This is a genomic window from Brevibacillus laterosporus DSM 25, from assembly GCF_002706795.1.
GTDB classification, from domain to species: domain Bacteria; phylum Bacillota; class Bacilli; order Brevibacillales; family Brevibacillaceae; genus Brevibacillus_B; species Brevibacillus_B laterosporus.
On the sequence record NZ_CP017705.1, the window covers coordinates 1,570,179 to 1,591,908 of the forward strand.

Sequence of the window (21,730 nt, forward strand, 5' to 3'; positions counted from 1 at the left end):
GATGGATTCTTAATTTGAATATTTCTCAAATAACACATCCTTTAGATTAAAAGCTTTTACCATAAAGCCGACAATCGTTAATCCGAAAATCAAGGTGGCGAAGCTTACTAGCTTTTGATAGTCATTTGTATTTTCTACCATCGTTCTAATTAAGATTCCCATCCAAATTTCGACCGTCGCTACGATCAGAGAAGTAACGATACAGAGAAAAACCCAAAAACGATATGGTCTGACATGCGTTAATACCCACTGGAACACAGGTTTTTTGAGGGGTGTTTGCTCTTGTTTTTGAAAATTCATCTGCTGCTCCTCTCGAAAAGATAAATAGTGATTTCCCCTACAAACAAGAATCTTTATAGGGGAAATCACGGAAACTACACTTCCTACATAATTTACTTCAGAGCAAAACTCGCTTCGAGAATCTCTTTGAGTATGGAGCCATTTTTAGTAACTTGTTCTCCGCTAAGCATCCTCGGATGATCTCCATAGCCACGATAGTTTATAAATCGTTCAGATGCTCGTGCCCACACTTCCTCATTCCATTTTTCAGCCTCATAGGCTGTTACGTTTCCTTGCTCGCATTCTGCTTGGATGAGATGAATAGCGGCCTTTGTATTACCTTTATTTACCAATTGATTATGGAACATCAGATAACTGAACATGTTTTGAAAAAAACTTTGTTTGATAAAATCGTTAGTTATGAACTGCTCTAGATCCTCTTTTGTCATATTAAACAGCTCGTTATTTTCTGCTATTTTTTTAAAATAGGCTCCAATTTCTTTTCTTGCTTCAGTAGCCGTTTGTTCAATTGCTTTATCCTTCCAATAGGAGTCAAATAAAATAATGCTGGACACCTGTCTTCCTTGGTTTTCCAATACTTTTGCTACTTCAAAAGCTAAATTACCGCCAGAGGAATACCCCATCAAAGTATACGGCCCCTCAGAATCGATCTGAGTAATTGCATTGACGTACTGCTCAATGCGATTGTCTTCTTCTATGAAGTCAAAGCTATATAAAGAAATGTCGTGGACTTCTTCAGCAAGCTTTTGATAGAAGGTACTGTGGGCTGCAATCGGTGTAAAGCTAAATACAGGTCGATTTGTTTCTTTATTTAGTAGAATCGGGTGACCCGCGTTTTGCTCGTACTGCTTATGCAAGATAAATTCTGCCATTTTTTCAATCGTTGGATGCTGGAATACAAGATGTAGTGGCAACTCTTCCTGCATGTACTCATACACCTTTGATATGAGAAGCATCGCTTTTAAGGAATGTCCCCCGATTTCAAAGAAATGATCAGTGATGCCAATTTTCTCTACTGCTAATACTTCTTTCCAAATAGCAACCAGTTGTTCCTCTACCATGTTTCTAGGGGCAATATATTCTTTTGCTGCAACGCCGACGTTCTGAGGCTTTGGCAATGCTCTCTTATCTACTTTTCCGTTAGCAGTAGTAGGTAGTTCTAAAAGCTGTACGAAGTAGGTAGGAACCATGTAGGCTGGGAGTTCCTTGGAAACAAATTTTCTCAAATCAGCCAGTACAACTTCTTTTTCAGCTACAAAGTACGCACATAAAAATTGCTGTGCATGTTGATCCTCTTGAGCAGTAACCACTACCTCCTTAACACCATGGTACTGAAGAATGGTAGATTCGATCTCTCCTATCTCAATTCGGAAACCTCGTACTTTGACTTGTTCATCTACCCGACCAACATATTCTATCGTGCCATCTGGACGCCACTTGGCCAAATCACCCGTTTTATACATGCGCTCCCCAGATACAAATGGATTAGCAACGAACTTCTCTTCTGTTAATTCTGGTCGATTTAAATAACCTCTACCCAGTCCACGACCCGCTATGCATAACTCCCCTACTACTCCTATAGGCTGTAAATGATGCTCATTATTAACAATATAGACAGTTACATTGGCTAGCGGTCGACCAATTGTAATCTCTTGATCTACTCCAATTGCTCTTTGGATAGTCGTAACTACACTATTCTCTGTAGGTCCATATTCATTGTTAATCTCAATAGCAGGATTTTTTTGTTTAATCTTTTGGACAATTTGGGGTGATAATTTTTCTCCTCCAAGAGTGACACAACGTAATTGGTGTAAATCCTCTGCTGTAGCGCTATCCACAATTGCATTAAACAGACTTGGAACACCATAGTAATGAGTGATTGATTCAGAGGCGATCAATTTTCGTAGTGCAAATGGATCTTTTGACTCTTCTTCCCTTGGCAAGATCGAAATGGCCCCTCCAAGCATAGGAGCAAACAAACTAGCTACAAATCCATCAAAAGCAAATGAGAAAATCTGCAGAGCTTTATCCTTTGGATTAAATGCATACTCGTCTCTTCTCCATTGCAGGCAGTTCACGATGGAATGATGTTCAATCATGACACCTTTTGGTTTACCAGTTGTACCTGAAGTATAGATGACATATGCCAAGTCAGTTGGTTGGTTCACAACTGTGAGATTGGTTCCATCAACTACATAATTTTGCTCCTCATCTAAATCTAGCCTCACCATATTAACTGCTAATCCATTGAACAAATGCGACTGGGTCAGTAAAAGAACAGCACCGCTATCTTCTAAGACATATTCAATACGTTCAGTAGGATAAGCTGGATCAATAGGGACATAGGCTGCTCCAGCTTTCAAGATACCCATTATACCGATAATCATTTCTACGGAACGATCTACCATAATAGCTACTAGTTGATTGGGAACGATTCCTTTATTACGTAACGTACGAGCTAATTGGTTGGCTCTTTCATTTAGCTCTTGATAAGTCAACTCCTTCTTGTTCCAGATAAGTGCTACCTGATCTGGTGTTTTTCTTACCTGTTCTTCAAAAAGCTGATGAATCGTTGTATCCTGCTGATAGTTTCTTTCTGTGTTATTAAACTCTTGTAAAAGCTGATTTTTTTCTGCATTCGTCAGTATTTCGATAGTAGCTAGCTTCACTTCAGGATTATCTACGATCGCTTTTATAATCTGAAGGAAATTTGTCGTCAAGCGTTCTATTGTTTCCTGACGGTACAATTTGGTGCAGTATTCCACACCAATCATAATTTGATCTCTTTCTTCTGTGGCGATAAGGGTGATATCGAATTTAGAGTGTTTCCATTTATTTTCCCCTTCATAGGCAATAAACCGTAGCTCATCTAATTCAATAGAATCTTCTCCTCTGTTTTGGAGAGTAAACATGGTATCAAACATTGGATTTCTGCTTACATCGCTTTGTAGCTCCAGTTTCTCCACTAGCTCTTCAAATGGATAATCCTGATTCTCATAAGCTTGTAATGCATTTTGTTTTACTTCTATTAAAAACTCTCTAAATGATTTTGATCTAGCTGGTTTATTTCGCATGGCCAATGTATTGACAAACATCCCAACAGTGCTCTGTAAATCAACATGCGATCGACCTGTAACCGGTGTACCCACAATCAGATCTTCTTGACCCGAATATTTGGAAAGAAGTACATTATATGCGGCTAACAAGACCATATAAAGTGTGGTTCCTGTGTCTGCAGCTATCTTGTACAAGCCTTCCATAAGCTCTTTGCCAGTTCCTCTTGTGATTACATCTCCGTCAAAGCTTTGTGTATTTGGTCTCGGAAAATCTGTCGGTAGATTTAACACAGGAATTTCATCTGCAAATGTTTGAACCCAGTGGTCTTCCTGTTTTTTATACAGATCCGTCTGAGACTGTTCATGTTGCCATTCAGAAAAATCCTTATATTGAATCGTAAGCTCTGGTAACGTATTCCCTTGATACAATTCCACCAATTCGCTGATGATGATCCCAGATGATACTCCATCAGAAATAATGTGATGCGTATCTACTAGTAACAAATAACGATCCAATCGGGTTTGAACAAGCTTGACGCGAAGCAATGGTGCCATATTTAACTGGAATGGTTTGATAAACTCATCAATGATTTCTTCCAGCTCTTCTTCAACAGTTACCTGATAATCGACTGCAAAATCAACTACTGAATGGATTTTCTGTACAGGAGAACCATTTACTAACTCGAAGGATGTACGCAAGCTCTCATGACGGTTGATTAAACCTTTAAAAGCGGTTTCTAGTTTTACCAGATCAAGTTTTCCTTCCAGTAGCATGATAGAAGGCATGTTATAGCTGATATCTATCCCATCAAACTGGTTAAGAATAAACATTCTTCGTTGTGCTGCTGAAACCGGATAGTAATCTTGCTTTGTAGCAGGTCGGATAGAAATGATCTGCTTCATGCGCTCGCTCTCCAAGTATTGGGATATTTCTTCGATCGTTGGTTTTTCAAATAGGAAACGTAAAGGAATATCCATTTGATACTCTTTGTGCATTTGAGTTATAACCATCATAGCACGTAAGGAATGACCACCTAATGCGAAGAAATCGTCCTTACATCCAACTCGATCAATACCTAAAACTTGTTGCCAGACAGTAGCAAGTTGTACTTCCAATTGTGTTCGAGGAGCCACATATTCTGTGTTAAGCAAAGAATTGTCTGGATCTGGTAACGATCGCTTGTCAATTTTTCCATTTGCAGTTAATGGCATCGCCTCAAGTGAAATAAACGTAGAAGGAATCATCGCGATCGGTAGCTGAGTTGTTAAATGGGCACGTATTTCTGCTGTACTTACCTCTCTATCCGTAACCATATATGCGCAGAGGAATTTTTCCTTCGCTTGATCTTCCTTCGCTACAACGACTACTTCTCTTAGACCATCAAGCTTACGCATTTGTGACTCAATCTCACCAAGTTCGATCCTAACCCCACGGATTTTTACTTGATCATCAATTCGGCCCAAATATTCAATATTTCCATCTGGTAGCCACCTTGCTAAGTCCCCTGTTCTATACATTCGTTCTCCCGCGACAAACGGATTTTTCACAAATTTCTCTTCCGTAAGCTCCGGTCGATTCAAGTACCCTCTTGCTAGACCAACACCAGCAATGCATAACTCACCTGCTATCCCAATTGGTTGAAGGTTCTCAGAATCAGCCTGGACGATGTATAGTTGAGTATTATATATAGGTTTACCAATCGGAATTGCAGCTAGTTCCTCATCTGTATCACAATCAAAATACGTAACATCGACAGTAGCTTCCGTTGGTCCGTATAAATTGATTAATCTAGCTTCACACACTGAGGAAACTGCTCGACGGAATCTATCAACATGCTGTGGTGGCAATGCTTCACCACTTGCAAAAACCTGCCGTAAAGACTGGAGTTTTTCCTCTGCCAACTCACTTGGCTGTTGTTCAACATAATCCAGAAAAGCGTGCAGCATCGCAGGAACAAAATGCATTGTTGTAATGCGATGTTCGGCTATTGTCTCTAAGATTTGCTCAGGGTTCTTTTCTCCTCCTACAGGTAAAAGGCACATTTTGGAGCCCACCATCGACCACCAGAATAGCTCCCATACTGATACGTCAAACGTAATCGCTGTTTTTTGCATAATGGTGTCAACGGATGAAATAGGGTATTTTGCATGCATCCACATCAGTCGATTTATAACTGAATGATGTTCAATCATAACTCCTTTAGGCTTCCCTGTAGATCCTGATGTATAAATAACATAGGCTAAGTGATTCGGACCATTTATCGCTTCCAAATTTGACCTATCTTGGTGGTAGGTTTGAGCATCATTGATATCTACTATTTTCCCGTCAAAAGTTACTCGCTCCAACAAATGATTCTGGGTCAAAAGTAGCTTTGCATTTGAATCTTCTAACATATAGCGAATTCTTTCCTCTGGAAATTCCGGGTCAATCGGCATATATGCACCGCCAGCTTTTAAAATCCCAAAAATTCCAATAATCATTTCTAATGAACGTTCTGCCATGATTCCAACTAATTGATCAGCTACTACTCCTTCAGAACGTAGCTTTCGCGCTAACTGATTCGCTCTTTCATTCAGTTCCCGGTAAGAAAGTTGTTCCCCCTCGCAAATGACAGCTATCTGATCTGGTATACGTGCTGCTTGTTCTTCAAATAGCTGATGAATCTGCTTTTCGCGCGGATATTCCATTACAGTATTATTAAATTCAGATATAATCATATTTTTCTCTTCTTCTCGAAGCAGGGATATGTCCGCTATTTTTGATGTAGGATGATGAATGATTGTTTCAATAATGGTAAAGAATTGTTGAATTAGTTGTTCCATCTCCATTTCTGTAAACAACTGTGCTCGATAATTTAGTTGAAACAGAATTTTTTGATTATCTAATTCAATCACATTCATTTCAAAATCATTAATGACGTCTCCACAAAAATTCTCATCAACTTCAATTTCAACATTTTCATACTGCGAATAATTCATAGCACGGTACTGTACAGAAACACCAAAGAGACGTTGAAGGTTCTTATGCTGATGTGCTTCTCGTAAATCTTCCATCATTTGATTGTACGGGAATCTTTGATGGCGTAGGATCGAAACCTGCTCTTTTGATACGACTTTCAATAATGAAAGCAAATCCATCTCAGGATCAACGAATACCCGTGTTGGCACTGTACTAACGAACATTCCTAGCATTTCTTTTTCCTTTTTGGTTGTTCTGTTCGCATAGAATGTGCCAATTGAAACATCGTTCTGTGTTGTCTTTTTATGCAAGTAGATGTACAACGCAGTCATAAAGACTGTTAACATACTACTGTTTGTTTGTTTGCAAAACTCATACAGGTTATAATACAAACGCTCTTCTAAGATAATATTTTTTCTTTTTCCAGCAGTACTCAAGGTAAGAGAATTATATGATTTAAACCCTATCACTTCGGGTAAGGTGCTAAATTTATCTACCCAATACGATTTATCCTTTTGATAGCGATCCGATTTTTCATAGTCCTGCTCCGTTTGTATATAGTCGAAATAAGTATGATTCTCTGTTATTTCTGGAAGCTCATCATTTGCAATCTGAGAATAGTATTCGTTCGCTTGATTGACGAACATTCTTGCAGAGATTCCGTCGCAGACAATATGATGAATTTTGACATTGTACCAATATTCTTGGTCACTAATCTTGCAAATGATAAATTGATACAATTTTGAATGTAGAAGTTCAAATGGTGTACGATTGTGCTGGTCCAGCCACTTTAATGCCTGAGCTTCTCCATCAACACCTGAAAAATCTAAACATTCGAACGATTTTTCGCTATATTCCTCCACATATTGCTGAGGATAGCCATTTTGAGCTGTCAATTTAATCCGAAAGGCATCGTGCCGGAAAATAATCATATTTAGAGCTTGTTGCAAGGCACCTAGACTTATATTACCTTTCATTTTAATTGTCAATGAAATCGACGATACACCCGTATTTGGATAAAGTAATTCGGAGTACCAAATCCTTTGTTGAGGATGAGTCAACGAAAATAATTGAAGCAAATCCTTATTCATATTGCTGCACCTCTTGTTAGAAATTATAGTTTATATAAAAAAATACTATGATTGCTTACTATGTGGATGCTATCGGCATGTTGCAAGGTTTGACTGTATGTTAGGATAGATGACGTTAATCTAAGATTTATGAGAGTTATGTCTAGAGATGTAGGGAGTCGCTTGAGGAAAGACGGTACTTTATGCAGAGGAATCATCATGATGTGAGAAAAGATTTTTTGTATATGAATCTATCAAATATTTTACCATCACCTCTTTTACTCAAGGATAATTGAAGCGGTTGTATGCGATCATACTTGGCCTCCTTTTCGATGTGAGTGACATATTGTTGCAGCAAAAAACCTTTGACCTGTAAAAGCTAAATCACATATTCCACAAAAATATATTTTATGAAAAAATAAACATTTGCGACTCACCATAACATATTAGCATTATTCTTCCATTTAAGTGTTTGTAAAATTTGTGAACTTTTATATGTATTTCTGTAAATTTCATGCTGAAAAAGTCCAAGATGCTATTGACCGTATCCACGATAGAACCCTGCTCCATCACGAAAATGACATTTGCTATCTCTGCTGTTTGCATTTGATGCGTTACGATCATGACGGTACGTTGATCCTTTAATGAGCGGATCGCGTCACGAACACATGATTCGGAATGTGAATCTAGAGCAGACGTAGGCTCATCAAATAAAACGATAGGAGCTTTTGATAATAAAGCACGTGCAATGGCGATTCTTTGCCGTTGTCCTCCTGATAAACGTACCTTATCCCCTCCAATGAAGGTTTTGTATCCATCAGGCAACCCCAGAGTAAATTCCGTGAGCATAGGTTGTTGAGATTTATTATCAACAATGATCGGATCGATTTCTTCGACTGGGTGATTCAACAATCCGTACACTCTAGCTGAGCCTGATAAGGAATGTTGTAGGGAAGCAATAATTCTGCCAAACTCCAGAAAAATAAAGACCATAGTTGTCTGTAGCTGAACCAATTGTCCCAAAACCCCTAGTTCATTTTTAGAATATATAAACAATCCAACTACTAACATACCGCCAAACATAACGAAACGAAACAAAAAATTGATTGCATCTAGTAACCCCGTCTTAAAACCTTGGCTATTTGCGGTCTGAGTTAGCTCCTTATTTGTATCGGCCAGATCTTCTCTAACTACTTTCCCAGCAGGGAACGTTTTAATAATAGGCAGTCCTTCTATGGACCCAGCTATTTTTGCTGTTATTTCGCCTAATTTGGCTTGAAGCTGATCATTTGTCTCCCTCAATGGCTGAACAAAACGAACATTAACAAAAGTGATACCAACACCTAGTACAATGAAGATAAGAGAAAATCGCCAATCTAGAATCAGCATTGTGGCAGTCACCATGACCAAAGCTACCTCGTTGACCTCGATGAGATCGCTATTCGTGGCCATCGCGATGTAACTATCTTTCTTCTCTTCCGGAATGATTCCGGTTAGATAGAGCTTGGCGTGGTCGTTTGCTTCTTTGACTAGCTGTAAATCCTGCAGCGTTTGTATATCGTAGGGAGATACTACTTGAATATTTCCATATCCCGCTACTTTAGCTGTCGTTTTCACACAATCCCCCCTCCCAAAGGTAGTATGGTTTCTTATAGGTTTAGTCCAAACTCGTCTTATCGTCGATTCCTCAATTTCTATTCCTTCCAATCTTTGTTTAGATAAGCGTTTTCGTGATATTAAAATGGCCTTCTATTTCCGGTTGTTAGTCCAGTTTGTTCCTTGTTTGAATACCTATTTTTTCCTCTATTTATATTTATTCGAAAGTTTTCCGTTCGATTGTGAATTCTATCGGTCTGGGTTTCAAAGTAGTAGTTTAAAACGGGAGGAAGTAAACGGGGTGTTTGGTTTGTTAAACTTTCATGAGTAATTTTTCTATGCATCTTATGGGGTGCAGATACAAAAATATCGTTAAGGGTGTGAAATGAAGACCTAAGCGTACGGTTTTATGGGTGATACCCTCCCCAAAAAATTGAAGCCGGTAATCCTAAGCGTAATCTGCGTGTAGGCTTCCTTGTCCCCCTGCAAGACCTGCTCAATCAGCTCGTGATCGTCCTGCATGTATGTCTATCCTCCCATTCAAAAAGAATGCTGCGCAGCCTATTCTTTTTGCTTGTCATAAGGTATAACGTAAAAAATTGAATTCTCTTTCTCTTTTTTTCAAAAATTTTTCTTCTCACTTTTTAAAACATAGAAAACCCCGAATGAAAGACTACCTTATACGCGTCTTTCATTCGGGGAAAAATTATATTTTTTCTTTTTGTCATTTCACCTTATTCGGTAACAATCTCTTCTGAATTCCGCTTCCAAGGACCATAACAAATGAGTAATAAAGGAATGATTCCAAGTAAGGTAGAAATCCCAAAGAATGTATACGTTTGTAAAATACCGTAGTATTCCATGACCCAGCCTGCTGTGTAATTAGCAAACATAGAGCCTAATCCCACTCCAAAGGAAGTAAATACTGCCAGAGCTGTTACCTGCAAGGAAAGAGGTGTATTCTCACGTACATATTGGGCAGCCGTGGCTAAGAATAGACCGACAGATAATCCTTGTAGGAAAAATAGGCTTAGGATGATTGTCGTACTTGGAGCTGATCCGTAAAAAAACCACCTGGCACCTGAGACAATACAAGCAAATAAGAGAGTTTGCTCCAAGCCAATTTTTTTGATAAGACGTGATGCTAGTTTCATACAAGGCACTTCACTACCTGCAAACAGTAAGAAAGCAAGACCTAATGTGGCGATCTCTCCACCGATATGCTGATAGTATAGATTAAACCAGGTGTTATGAGCATTCATCGAACCGAATACGAAAAATGTACAAAGGAGAAAGAGTATAAAGCGTGGGATTTTAAAAAGTGTCCCGGCTTTTTTAAAGCTATTACGTGGAAGCTCCCTGCGCTCAATTCGCTCATCTGGAATTCTGATCAAAAAGAGTACAGCGAGAAAATAAGCAAGCCCTGTGCTGTAAAAAATAGCGGATGGACCCCACTGTTGAACAGCCAAGGCAGTAAGAAAGGCAGCAATAGCAAATCCAATGGCCCCCCATAATCGAATACTGCCAAAATGCATGGATCGCTTGCTTACATAGCTAAGTGTTAAGCTATCTGAAATCGGGATAGCCGCACATTGAAAAATAGACCAGAACGCAATCGTAAAAAACACCCATGCGTAAGTATTAATGAAGGTAAACAAAAATGAGATACAGGCTGCAGCGATCAGAGCTAGTATTAACGCCTTTTTTCGAATTTGAAACTTATCACAAATCATCCCCCAAACTGGCTGTAGCAGTAAAGATACCACAGGAGTAATCGAACTGAGAGTACCAATTTCAATCCCCGTTAAATGAATGGATTTAAAGTACTCTGTTAATAGAGGCGAGTAAGCGCCCATAGCGTAATACAAAAAGATATAAAGTCCACCTAGGGCTACGTAAGCATTTGAAGCACTTTCGTTTGTAAAAGTATGTTGGCTATTTTTGCTGTTCATGCAGTTTTCTCCTCTACTTTCCACATAAAGAACAGCTTCAATCGGAATTACCGAAGAAGCTGTTTTCGTATCAGGTTGCTACTTTTACACTTTTGTCTATTCTTTTACAGTAGGTAATAGTTTATCAAAATTTACCGTCCGTATTTTTTCCCAGGTTGTAGGGTCATTCTCATCAAACTGTTCGAGAAAAGCGATGACTTCTCTTGTTAATGGCGTAGGGGTAGATGCACCCGCAGTAACAGATACACTTTTTTTACCCTTTAGCCACTCAATATTAAGCTCAGACAGATCAGAAATGCGATAACTAGGAATACCAGCAATCTCCTCAGAAACCTGTGCTAAGCGATTCGAGTTATTACTTCGAGGATCTCCCACTACTATGGTTACATCTGCTTTTCCAGCATGTTTTGCTACTGCTTCCTGCCTAACCTGTGTAGCCATACATATTTCATTGTGAACCTCAACGGAAGGATATTTTTCCACAATGGCCTCCATAATATGCCTTACATCCCACTGGCTCATCGTTGTCTGATTTGTTACCACCAATTTGTCGGTCGTAACGTGTACGTTTTGCAAATCTTCCAGCGTTTGAATCAAGTGAACACGATCAGGTGCTATCCCGATCGCTCCCTCTGGTTCAGGATGTCCCTTTTTACCAATATAGAGAATATGGTAGCCTTCCTCCACCTTTTCCTTAATGAGATCATGTGTTTTCGTTACATCAGGACAAGTAGCATCCACAACCGTCAGACCTTTTTCTTTCGCTTTTTTACGGACTTCTGGCGATACCCCATGAGCAGTGAATATAACGGTTCCATGATCAATTTTATCTAAAAGCGCTAGACGATCTTCTCCATCCAACGTGATAACTCCTTCACGTTCAAAAGCATCTGTCACATGCGCATTATGCACGATCATTCCCAAAATGTAGATAGGGCGCGGCACATTTTGATTTTTTGCCGTTTTAATAGCCAGTACCATGGCATCCACTACGCCATAGCAATAACCACGGGGAGCAATTTTTACAACTTCCATATCAGCATAGCCCTCCTTTTCTGCCCCTTATTATAGCATTAGAATGTGCTTTCACGCTTTTGTTCATAAATTCTTACGTTATTATAAACAATCCGTAGCATTGGTGTCTCTATTCCCTGCTGTTCGGCAAGGCGCAGCAAGTAACCTTGCAAATGCTCTCCTTCAATTGGGAGGCGTTTCTCCATATCCCGTAGCATGGAGGATTTCATTTTGTAGCCCTGTTGCTTAAAAGTCTCCATCACATGATCTACCATTTGAGCAGAGATAGGTGCACCAATCGCTATCATAACGCTCACACATTCTTCTGTTAATTGTTTCGTCAGCTCGATTCCAAATGGAGAATCGCGAATTGGTCCTACTGCTGCGTTCATCAAGGTGGTAATACCTGAAAGCATCGTAATAAACAAATATTTTCGCCAAGCCTCCTGCTGTATGTTATTGGACAGTTCGAAGCTCGCATTTGCTACTTTTACATACTCATATAAACACTCTACTCGCTCTGACGTACCACCATTCCATTCCCCAAAAGCTAGCCGATGAGCCTTACTGGTTTGTATGATATCTCCGTCAACACTAAGCGTCGTTTCTATAAAGCACAATCCACCCAAAACCTTATCTGCTCCAAAACGCTCCTGTAGTGGTTGCATATGAGCAATTCCATTTAAAAGCGGTATGATCATTGTATCCTCGCCCACATATGGAGCGATATCATTGATTACATCATCCAGTTGGTATGCTTTTGGAGATAACATAATGACATCAAAAGGGGTCGCTTCTTCTCCAGCTAGTAATAAGGCGGGGTGAACTGTGGAATCGCCATTAACACTTTGAATAACTAAACCTCGCTCCTCCAACTGTGCCTTACGCTTTTGGCGTACAAGAAAAGTAACATCTCTGCCACCCTCTATCAAACGACAACCAAAATATCCACCAATTGCTCCCGCACCTACCATTAGTATCCGCATTACACCAACCCCCTATAATCATTTGTCCTATTGTAGCTTCTCACATATATTGTAGCTGGTTTTTGGGAAATCCCAAGTAGAATTTTTGAAACAATGTGTAGAAAAATCGGCTATACAAAAGGAGTCTTTCAAAACGAAAGAGCTCCTTTTTAGCTGTATTGCACATTTATTTATGATCAATCCCAATAATTTCACTAATATGGGTAAATCCATCTCGCTTCATTAGCTGAACCAAACGTTTGTTGATCTCTGTGACAGCACCCGGTCCCACATAGATCATACTCGTATAAATCTGAATCATAGACGCTCCTGCTCTCATCATGCGGTACGCATCATCACCAGTGAAGATACCACCTACCCCAATAATGGGCATTTTGTCGCCTACTGCTTTATAAATATCACGAACGCATTCGGTTGAACGTGGCAATAGCATTGGACCACTCAGTCCCCCTGCTTCTTTTGCCAGCGTAGGATCGGACACACCTTCTCGAGACAGAGTAGTGTTGGTAGCAATCAATCCATCCATTTTCTCTTCTAGAGCAACATAAACAACATCGCTCATATGCTCATCCGACATGTCTGGGGCTACTTTTAATAGGATTGGTTTACGCTTCGCACCGTATTTCTCTAGCTGATCCGCTTTTTGGCGGATTGTCCGCAAAAGATGACGTAAACTATCTACTTCCTGCAAGTCACGTAAGTTAGGAGTGTTAGGTGAGCTTACATTAATCGCAAAGTAATGCCCATAGGGATATAAAGCTTCGAGGCATTTTTCATAGTCACTTGCTGCTTGATCATTAGGAGTTAGTTTATTTTTCCCAATGTTTACCCCAACTGGCATGCAAGCATCTTGATAATGACTTAATGATTTCGCTGCTGCTTGTACACCGTGGTTATTAAAACCCATACGGTTGATGATCGCATCATCTTCCTTTAAACGAAAACAACGCGGCTTGTCATTACCTGGTTGGGCTAGTGGGGTTAACGTACCTACTTCGACATGGCCGAATCCAATTGATCCGAGTGGAACATAAACCTCAGCATTTTTATCGAACCCAGCTGCCAGTCCCACTGGATTAGGGAATACGATATCCCATACTTTATTGACGAGCATTGGATGTTCATAACCATACATCATATTTAATACCCTTTTGCCTAAAGGAATGCTGTTGGCCATTCGTAGTCCATTAATCGCATTCTCGTGTGCCGATTCAGGATCCATTTTAAATATAAACTTTTTTAGGTGCTTATACATTGTTGCCACTTCACTCCTAACACATATTCTGTTCTCGATATAAGAGCATACCATAAACCTTTGGCATTGGATATAAAGTCAAAAAAAGAAAAAGTGCCATACCTTTTTTAACAAAAAGTATGTCACTTTTTCAAATGAATTATTTTTATAATCTGGAACTTATTATTTACTTGCTACTAGTAAAGCATCTTCCAAAGTAACAAATGGCAGATTGTGTGTATCCGCAACTGCTTTATAGGTTACTTGACCATTAATAACGTTAACACCTTTTCCTAGAGCATGATTGCTACGGATTGCTTCTACATATCCTTTATTAGCAATTTGAACAGCATAAGGAACTGTGACATTTGTTAGAGCAAGTGTAGACGTACGAGCTACTGCTCCTGGCATATTTGCTACTGAGTAATGGATAACACCGTGTTTTTCATATGTTGGATTATCATGTGTAGTGATACGATCAATCGTTTCAATAGAACCACCTTGATCAATAGCAACGTCAACGATCACAGAACCTGGAGCCATCGTTTTTACCATTTCTTCTGTTACCAGACGTGGAGCACGCGCACCTGGAATTAGTACTGCTCCTACTAACAAGTCCGCTTTTTTTACAGCGTTAGCAATGTTAAAGCTGTTAGAAATCAATGTATGAACACGTCCACCAAATAGGTCATCTAATTGACGAAGACGATCAGCACTAATGTCTAAAATAGTAACATTTGCACCTAGGCCTACTGCCATTTTCGCAGCGTTGGTACCTACGATACCACCACCAACGATAACAACCTCACCTTTTGGAACACCTGGAACACTTCCTAGTAGTACGCCTTTACCACCATATGGTTTTTCTAGGAATTGAGCTCCGATTTGAACAGACATGCGTCCTGCCACTTCACTCATTGGCATTAACAGAGGAAGAGAGCCATTTGGCATTTGGATGGTTTCATAAGCGATTGCAATCACTTTTTTATCAACCAATGCCTTGGTCAATTCTGGTTCTGGTGCCAGGTGCAAGTAAGTAAATAGAATTTGTCCTTCACGGAAATAGTTATATTCAGAAGCAAGTGGTTCTTTTACTTTCATCACCATATCAGCCGCCCATGCATCTGCTGCTGTTGGCACGATAGTAGCTCCCACTGCTTGATATTCAGTATCAATAAATCCACTGCCTAGTCCTGCATTTGTTTCAACTAACACTTGATGACCGCTTTGTACCAATGCTGTCACTCCAGCAGGCGTGATCGCTACACGGTTCTCGTTGTTCTTAATTTCTTTAGGAATCCCGATAATCATTATTAAATCCTCCCCTTGATAGCCCCTGCTCAGTTCTCTTTCACTTACAATTTCTTCTTCACTTCTCAATAATACAGCGTTTTCATAAAGGGAGCATTAGAGATTCCTTTGAGAGAAAAAGCGTTCGTTTGTGAATTTTCACAAATGTGCAAAAGAGTTATTCCAGCTTCATTACCTTTAAGTCAATATAGAGCGAATACCGCTGGTTAGGGTCATCTAAATCAATCTGCATAATTTCCTCAATTCGTTTTAATCGATAGCTGAGCGTATTAATATGAATATGCAGATGAGCCGCTGTTCGGTTAACCTTTCCGACATGATCGAGAAAGACTTCCAATGTTTCGGTCAAATTGGTTTGATTTTCTTGATCATAATAAAGTAGTTTAGCTAACTGATCATTTTTGTAGGCCTGTTCTTTATTCCAGATTTTCATCTGTGGTAAGAAACGGTAGATCCCTAATTGTTGAAATCTCAATATCCGCTCTGTTTCATGAGGGAACAGTCGTTTTATAGCATTCATCTGCAAAGCCTCTTGATAGCTTTGGCGTCCTTCAATTAGTGAACAAACAGGACGGCCGCAACCAATATGGACTTTTCCTTTTCCAAACTTGTCTGTGAGCTTGGACATACATTCCTCTAAAAATTGTTCGGAATAAACAACTAGAGTATCTTCTGACACAGCTTTCCCCTTAGGATGCTGCATGAGCAAAATCAGTTGGGGACCATCTGTTAGATTGTAAATTTTATCTCGCATCAATAGGGGATATAGCAATTGATGTATCTGTTCACCCTTGCCTTCCAAAACCTCTATGGTGCAAATAAGCAATGGAGGAACAATTTTCATGTGTAGGTTAATCGCCTTCTGCTGTAGCTTCGTCTCCTCACCGTGCCCACCAAGTAAAAGCTCCCACAGAAACTCTTTTTGTCTATCCTGCTCTGCTTTGCGCTTTCCTTGTCGTTGTAGCAGTCGAGGCACCGCTTCCTTCGCAGCCTGACGAAGAATTTCGTCATCCCAGGAGGTCAAGGGGCGGTTTACCTCTTGTGCCCAGATATAGCCCAAGATATCATTGCCTCTACGTATGGTGATTGCAACCCGCTTTCCAAGTCCAATCTCTTTCTTTTCAGGAATATGTACGGGGTCCTTTTGCGAAAAGAGCTGTTGAAAAACGCCATCCTTCCAGAGGCGTGTTAATACTTTTTCTGGCACGCGTCGTCCCATGATCGTAGACCACCGCGCTTGATCAGTACTATCACCGTGAGAACTATAGGCAATCAGTCGATGATTTAAATCTTCAATGGTAATTGGATTTTGTAATAATTCACCTATAACATCTGCCAATTCATCAATATCGCTATGCTGGTACTGGTCAAAAAATTTTTGCTGCATACATGAATTCCCCGCTTTTTTAGTTACCTACATGGATCCGTTATCATTCTTTTGTCTCTTCATTATAACGAATGGGCATAGGGGGAAAAAGCGATTTTTCAAACGAATTGTTTCCATTATTTGCTTTTACATCTGTTGCTCAACAACTCGCTTATTTGCAAAATTCTTTTGAAAGATATAGTAGTAAAAAATGGCCGCTAGAAGCATACATGTGCCGTGTATGAAGAACAAGAAGCTTACACCTATATAGACGGGGAAAGTAACAGCGATAATTCCCAACGTAATAGAATGTGACAGCATCATCATAGGCGTAAGACACCCGTATACTCTTCCAATTATTTTGGGGTCAACGAGGCTTGGCAACCAACCACCAAAACCTATATTTAATAAGGGAAAAGCCAGAGAAATGAAAAAATCAAGGAGAATAAAAATGGAAACGTTGTTCGTAAGACCTGAGAAAACAACCGAGATCCCCATAATCATAAGGGAAAGAACTGCTATGTGATATAGTTTCATTTTAGTTGCTAAATAGGACCCGACTACACTTCCAAACAAAGCACCTACTCCTGACACAATCCCCATCCATAGCAATACTGTCTCATATGACTCTGGAGCAAGTTTGTACTTCAATGCGTAAGTAGGAATGAGTGCATAACCGGCATTTATAATTCCAAATAGAAAAAAAGCACTTGATATGGCTAATACTAGTTTATTATTCCAAATATATCCAACGCCTTTACTGAAATCTGATATCAAGGCTCCTATTGATACATCTTTCCACGATTTCTCACCATTTGGCAATCTGATTTCTACTTTGATATGGCATAATTGGATTAGCAATCCAGATACCAGATATGATATGGCATCTACCAAGATTGCTCCCTCTATACCAATGTGCCAATAAAGAAAGATACTAATGGAACTGCCTACTAATATAAGAATACTGTTTACCATTTGATTTAAACCGGTAGCTACTGGATATTCCTTTTCGGTTAAAATGCCTTGCATGATAGCTCTTTGTGCAGGACTAAAAAAATTAGAGACTGCACTCCTCACAAATATGATGAAAAAGGAAAGGACGATGGAATCAATGGCAATAGCAAAAAGTAATCCTAGAGAAAGAAAAGCACAAATAAAATCCGCCCAAGAAGCAATCTTTTTGCGGTCAAAACGATCTGCCACAGCACCGATGAACAAGAAAATGACAAGCATGGGGAGAGAGTACATTAATTCTGTAATGGTGGCAAAGATAGGCTGTGAAGAAAATCTTGTAAGAATATACAATGTGAATGCGATGAGACCAATTTTATTGCCCATAGAGGAAGTTACATTCGCCAGAAAAAGATATGTATAGTTTTTATTTTTGAATATTCTTATGATATCCAAACCAAAATCTCCTTCTTAACGTACAAATATTTTTAGATGCTACAGGGCATGATTGCATGTACTTACTTATTATCTTAGATGGTCATGCCCCAAATTGTTTGACGTTGATATCCATCATTTTCGTTGTCATGATAGCAAATAGAAACATTACCTAGGTAGTAAGTAACCTATGCCTAACTAATTCATCTAAAAACATCTGTATATCATTTGTAATCATCGTATTTTCTGTATTAACATTAAATTTTCCCGATATCTCTTTTAGCATCTCTTCTAGCGTAATTGTTTCTTTCGTACAAATATGTGTCCACAGTGTACAGGCTACTTCATCCTCAAACAATATCGTTTGTCCTTCAGGTGTAAGGACAAATATACCCTCTACATTTTGATCATAAAAGATATCTTTGTTTACTTGATAGGGAGACATCATTAGGAAGGAACCTCCTCTTTTGATTTTCTAAAATAATTCCACATATGTTTTTTCAAGTTACTTTTTATAATTTTGCACTCTTCCGTGTTTGTGCCATCTATACTGTCTGTATCGCTCCATTGGATAGCTCTACATCCACCACCACACATATGTTTAAATGTACACTTTCCGCAAATTGGTAAGTTATCCGTGATTCTGTTTCGGGATGCAGTAAAGACTGGAGATTCGTAATAAATTTCTTCTAACGATTTGTCTTTTACATTTCCACCTAAAAACTCGGGATTATGCATGATTTTACAGGGAAATACATCGCCTTTGCTATCAACCGAAAACTCACTATACGCGTGACCACAATGATTTTTAATGAAAAACTGGTTAACAGCATCAAAATTAGGTTGTTTGTTGATGATTGTGTTTTCGATTTTTATACGTTGCACATAATTTAATTCGTGTTCGTGAGTCTTGCCTCTTCCTAATGAAGCTACAGGAGATATAATGAGCCTGATGTTATTTTTATTTGTATAATCGATTACGTCCCCCACAGCATCCATATTATTTTTCGTGATTGTCTGGTTAATTTTTAACTTACAACCAGCTTCTAGCAATAAATCAATGGCCTTTTTCGCCTTCTGCCACGATCCTTTTCCCCTATTTTTGTCATGCTCGTCCTCGATCATGGAATCAAGGCTTATCGTTACTAATTTCGTAATCTCGGCAATTTTTTTAGCTATCTCTTTGTTAGAAATAAAAGAACCATTTGAAATCATATGGACATTCAACCCTAAAGAATCGGAATATTCCATTAATTCCACGAGATCTTTTCGTAAAAATGCCTCTCCCCCTGTAAAAACAATCGTTTTTGTCCCTAATTCCTTTACTTCTGTGATGACTCTTTTAGCCTCTTCGGTAGAGATATCATTATCCATAGATCTGCTGGGGCTACTTTCTGCATAACAATAGACACAATTTAAATTACATTTGTATGTTGTAACAAAATAAACAGATTTAGGTACAGGTTTATGCATACTTTGCTTGTTCTCAGTATCTACATTAAAGCTATCAATCTTATACAGTCTAATCAAACCAATGACCCTTTTTACCAAACTTGCATCGTACTGTTCATCAATTAAACCCTGCGGTGACTTTTTGTTGTAAATCATTTCATGCGCTATTTCATATTCTTGCTGATTCAACACAATCCAACTACTCACCAAGTAATTATGAATAATATAGTCTTCCTTTTCTCGATAGACAGCTAATTTTGGAAAAGTTAATACATCATCGGTTACTAACATCGTATCATTCCTTTCCTAATAGAAATAGTAATGGCACTATTTTTACAAGTAGTGCCATTACTACTATTACCTATGTGTCTTACGCTCCTGCTCCATTTTTTGAACCACATTGACAAGAATCAATTACATCAATTACGCCAGGGTTTACTACTTTCACTTTTGGTGTTGTATAATTTTTCATACTCTCACCTCCCTTCTATAAATAGCATAATTTAACTTTACTTAAATTTACTGTTAATTCAATATATTGTCAATAATTAAAATAATTTACTTTCACTAAAAAAGCCAGTTAAACATTGATATGTTAATTTAACTGGCTTTACTTATCCTATTATCTATTTAATAGAAATGCTTTCTAACCAACGAAACATAGCTTTCGTATATTCTCCAATCTGCTCCGAAGTAAATAAGTGGGACTCATCCTCTACCAGCCACAACTCATGTGGTTTATGATGTAGATCAAGAGCTTTAGCCAAACGAGTCGCATGTTCTACTCCTACATTCTCATCTACTTGACCATGAATGATCAAAACTGGACAGGTGATTTGTTCAGCTTGTCTCACAGGTGAACGGCTATCATATGCTTGGGGAGCCACATCTGGATCACCCATTATTTTTTTCAATAAGGGACGCAAATCCTGCCGTTCTGCATACGTAAGACGCATATCACTTACACCGCTCCAAACAACTACGGACGCATAACGATTAGGAAGCATAGCAGCACGTAATGCCATCATGCCACCACGTGAAAAGCCATATAGATGTATGCGATTAGTATCTACAAAGGGTATGCTAGCGAGCAAAAAATACGCTTGGTACACATCCTCCAGCTCTGCTCCACCAAATTCATCTTTACCAGAGGCTCCCTCGTTTCCCCGATAGTGAGGAGCAACAATAACATAACCGAAAGCTGCCATTTGAGAAATTCGCAATGGCTGCACCCTCCCGACTTTCTTATAGCCTCCTCGACAGTATAGAAGAGCTGGCAAAAGACTTTCCGTTTTATGATGCGATAACAAATTTTGATCTGGAATAGCTAAAAGTGCTTTTACAGGGTGAGTATCACTAAGATAAGTTACCGTGAACAAAGCCACCTCCGGAATGGCTCGTTCTTCTTCCGTTATCCGCATAATCTCAGGAACATCTTGCAAAAGTTCTCTCCACATGTTTTATTACCACCTGTTCTCTATAAATATCCAGATTTTATGCTAAAACATGAAAAAGAAAAGAGGAACCATGATAGTTCCTCTTCTCTGTTTATAAACATCGCTGCGATTAGTATCCGCGCTTATTCTGTTTTTTATTGATAGTAGCTATGTTTTCTTCGCTGTGTTTCATCCATTTTTTCATTTTGTCTTCAAACGAATCCTTAGGAGTGTCACGCTTATTAAAGCCACGGTCTCCACCACGATTCCCACCACCACGATAGCCGCCACGGTCTCCACCGCGCTCTTTTTGTTCGTCGCGAGCTTCGCGTTCTGGTGCTGGTAAAGCTGCGCGAACGGAAAGGGAGATCTTACCTGCATCATCGATGGAGAGTACTTTAACCTTTACAGCAGCTCCAACGGAAAAGTGATCATTAATATCCTTTACAAAACCATTTGCAACTTGGGAAATGTGAACTAGTCCTTGTTGCGTTTCATCCACAGCAACAAACATACCAAAAGGTTTAATTGCCGTCACTTTTCCTTCAATGATGCTTCCAACTTCTACTGCCATCCATTTTGCACTCCTTTTATCTTTTCACCAAGTGTCGA

Annotated in this window: 15 protein-coding genes; all 15 read right to left on the reverse strand. The window is 39.2% G+C overall.

Features of this window, described 5'->3' with window-relative positions:
• Positions 1-9 precede the first annotated feature (9 nt).
• On the reverse strand, positions 10-300 hold the full coding sequence (locus BrL25_RS07620; protein WP_236847808.1) for a hypothetical protein: 291 nt from the start codon (positions 298-300) through the stop codon (positions 10-12).
• Positions 301-392: 92 nt separating this feature from the next.
• Complete coding sequence (locus BrL25_RS07625; protein WP_018670344.1) at positions 393-7,406, reverse strand: non-ribosomal peptide synthetase; 7,014 nt, start codon at positions 7,404-7,406, stop codon at positions 393-395.
• Positions 7,407-7,793: 387 nt separating this feature from the next.
• Positions 7,794-9,002, reverse strand: a complete 1,209-nt coding sequence (locus BrL25_RS07630) for an ABC transporter transmembrane domain-containing protein (RefSeq protein WP_018670343.1) — start codon at positions 9,000-9,002, stop codon at positions 7,794-7,796.
• 372 nt (positions 9,003-9,374) lie between these two features.
• Positions 9,375-9,503: a hypothetical protein gene (locus BrL25_RS26230; RefSeq protein ID WP_018670342.1), complete on the reverse strand. Its 129-nt coding sequence runs from the start codon at positions 9,501-9,503 to the stop codon at positions 9,375-9,377.
• Positions 9,504-9,715: 212 nt separating this feature from the next.
• A complete protein-coding gene (locus BrL25_RS07635) occupies positions 9,716-10,933 on the reverse strand; it encodes an MFS transporter (protein WP_018670341.1) in 1,218 nt (405 codons plus the stop codon).
• A gap of 96 nt (positions 10,934-11,029) precedes the next feature.
• Positions 11,030-11,968 carry a 4-hydroxy-3-methylbut-2-enyl diphosphate reductase gene (locus BrL25_RS07640; RefSeq protein WP_018670340.1) on the reverse strand — a complete coding sequence of 313 codons (939 nt, stop codon included), beginning with the start codon at positions 11,966-11,968 and terminating at the stop codon, positions 11,030-11,032.
• 38 nt (positions 11,969-12,006) lie between these two features.
• Positions 12,007-12,933 (reverse strand): 2-dehydropantoate 2-reductase, encoded by a 927-nt coding sequence (gene panE, locus BrL25_RS07645; protein ID WP_018670339.1) that lies wholly within the window; start codon positions 12,931-12,933, stop codon positions 12,007-12,009.
• A gap of 166 nt (positions 12,934-13,099) precedes the next feature.
• Positions 13,100-14,188: a quinone-dependent dihydroorotate dehydrogenase gene (locus BrL25_RS07650; RefSeq protein ID WP_018670338.1), complete on the reverse strand. Its 1,089-nt coding sequence runs from the start codon at positions 14,186-14,188 to the stop codon at positions 13,100-13,102.
• A 162-nt stretch (positions 14,189-14,350) separates the two neighbouring features.
• Positions 14,351-15,478 (reverse strand): alanine dehydrogenase, encoded by a 1,128-nt coding sequence (gene ald, locus BrL25_RS07655; protein WP_018670337.1) that lies wholly within the window; start codon positions 15,476-15,478, stop codon positions 14,351-14,353.
• Positions 15,479-15,635: 157 nt separating this feature from the next.
• Positions 15,636-16,865, reverse strand: coding sequence for a PucR family transcriptional regulator (locus BrL25_RS07660; RefSeq protein ID WP_018670336.1), 1,230 nt, complete (start codon positions 16,863-16,865; stop codon positions 15,636-15,638).
• A gap of 126 nt (positions 16,866-16,991) precedes the next feature.
• The gene (locus BrL25_RS07665; protein WP_018670335.1) at positions 16,992-18,251 is read right to left on the reverse strand and encodes an MFS transporter; all 1,260 of its coding nucleotides are present in this window, start codon (positions 18,249-18,251) and stop codon (positions 16,992-16,994) included.
• Positions 18,252-18,402: 151 nt separating this feature from the next.
• Positions 18,403-18,678, reverse strand: a complete 276-nt coding sequence (locus BrL25_RS07670; protein WP_018670334.1) for a PqqD family protein — start codon at positions 18,676-18,678, stop codon at positions 18,403-18,405.
• The gene (locus tag BrL25_RS07675) at positions 18,678-19,973 is read right to left on the reverse strand and encodes a radical SAM/SPASM domain-containing protein (RefSeq protein WP_018670333.1); all 1,296 of its coding nucleotides are present in this window, start codon (positions 19,971-19,973) and stop codon (positions 18,678-18,680) included. Before BrL25_RS07675 ends, BrL25_RS07670 begins: the two co-directional genes overlap by 1 nt.
• A 335-nt stretch (positions 19,974-20,308) precedes the next feature.
• Entirely contained in the window at positions 20,309-21,139 is an 831-nt protein-coding gene (locus tag BrL25_RS07680) for an alpha/beta hydrolase family protein (RefSeq protein WP_018670331.1), read from the reverse strand.
• Between the two features lie 109 nt (positions 21,140-21,248).
• Entirely contained in the window at positions 21,249-21,692 is a 444-nt protein-coding gene (locus tag BrL25_RS07685) for a S1 RNA-binding domain-containing protein (protein WP_018670330.1), read from the reverse strand.
• Positions 21,693-21,730 lie beyond the last annotated feature (38 nt).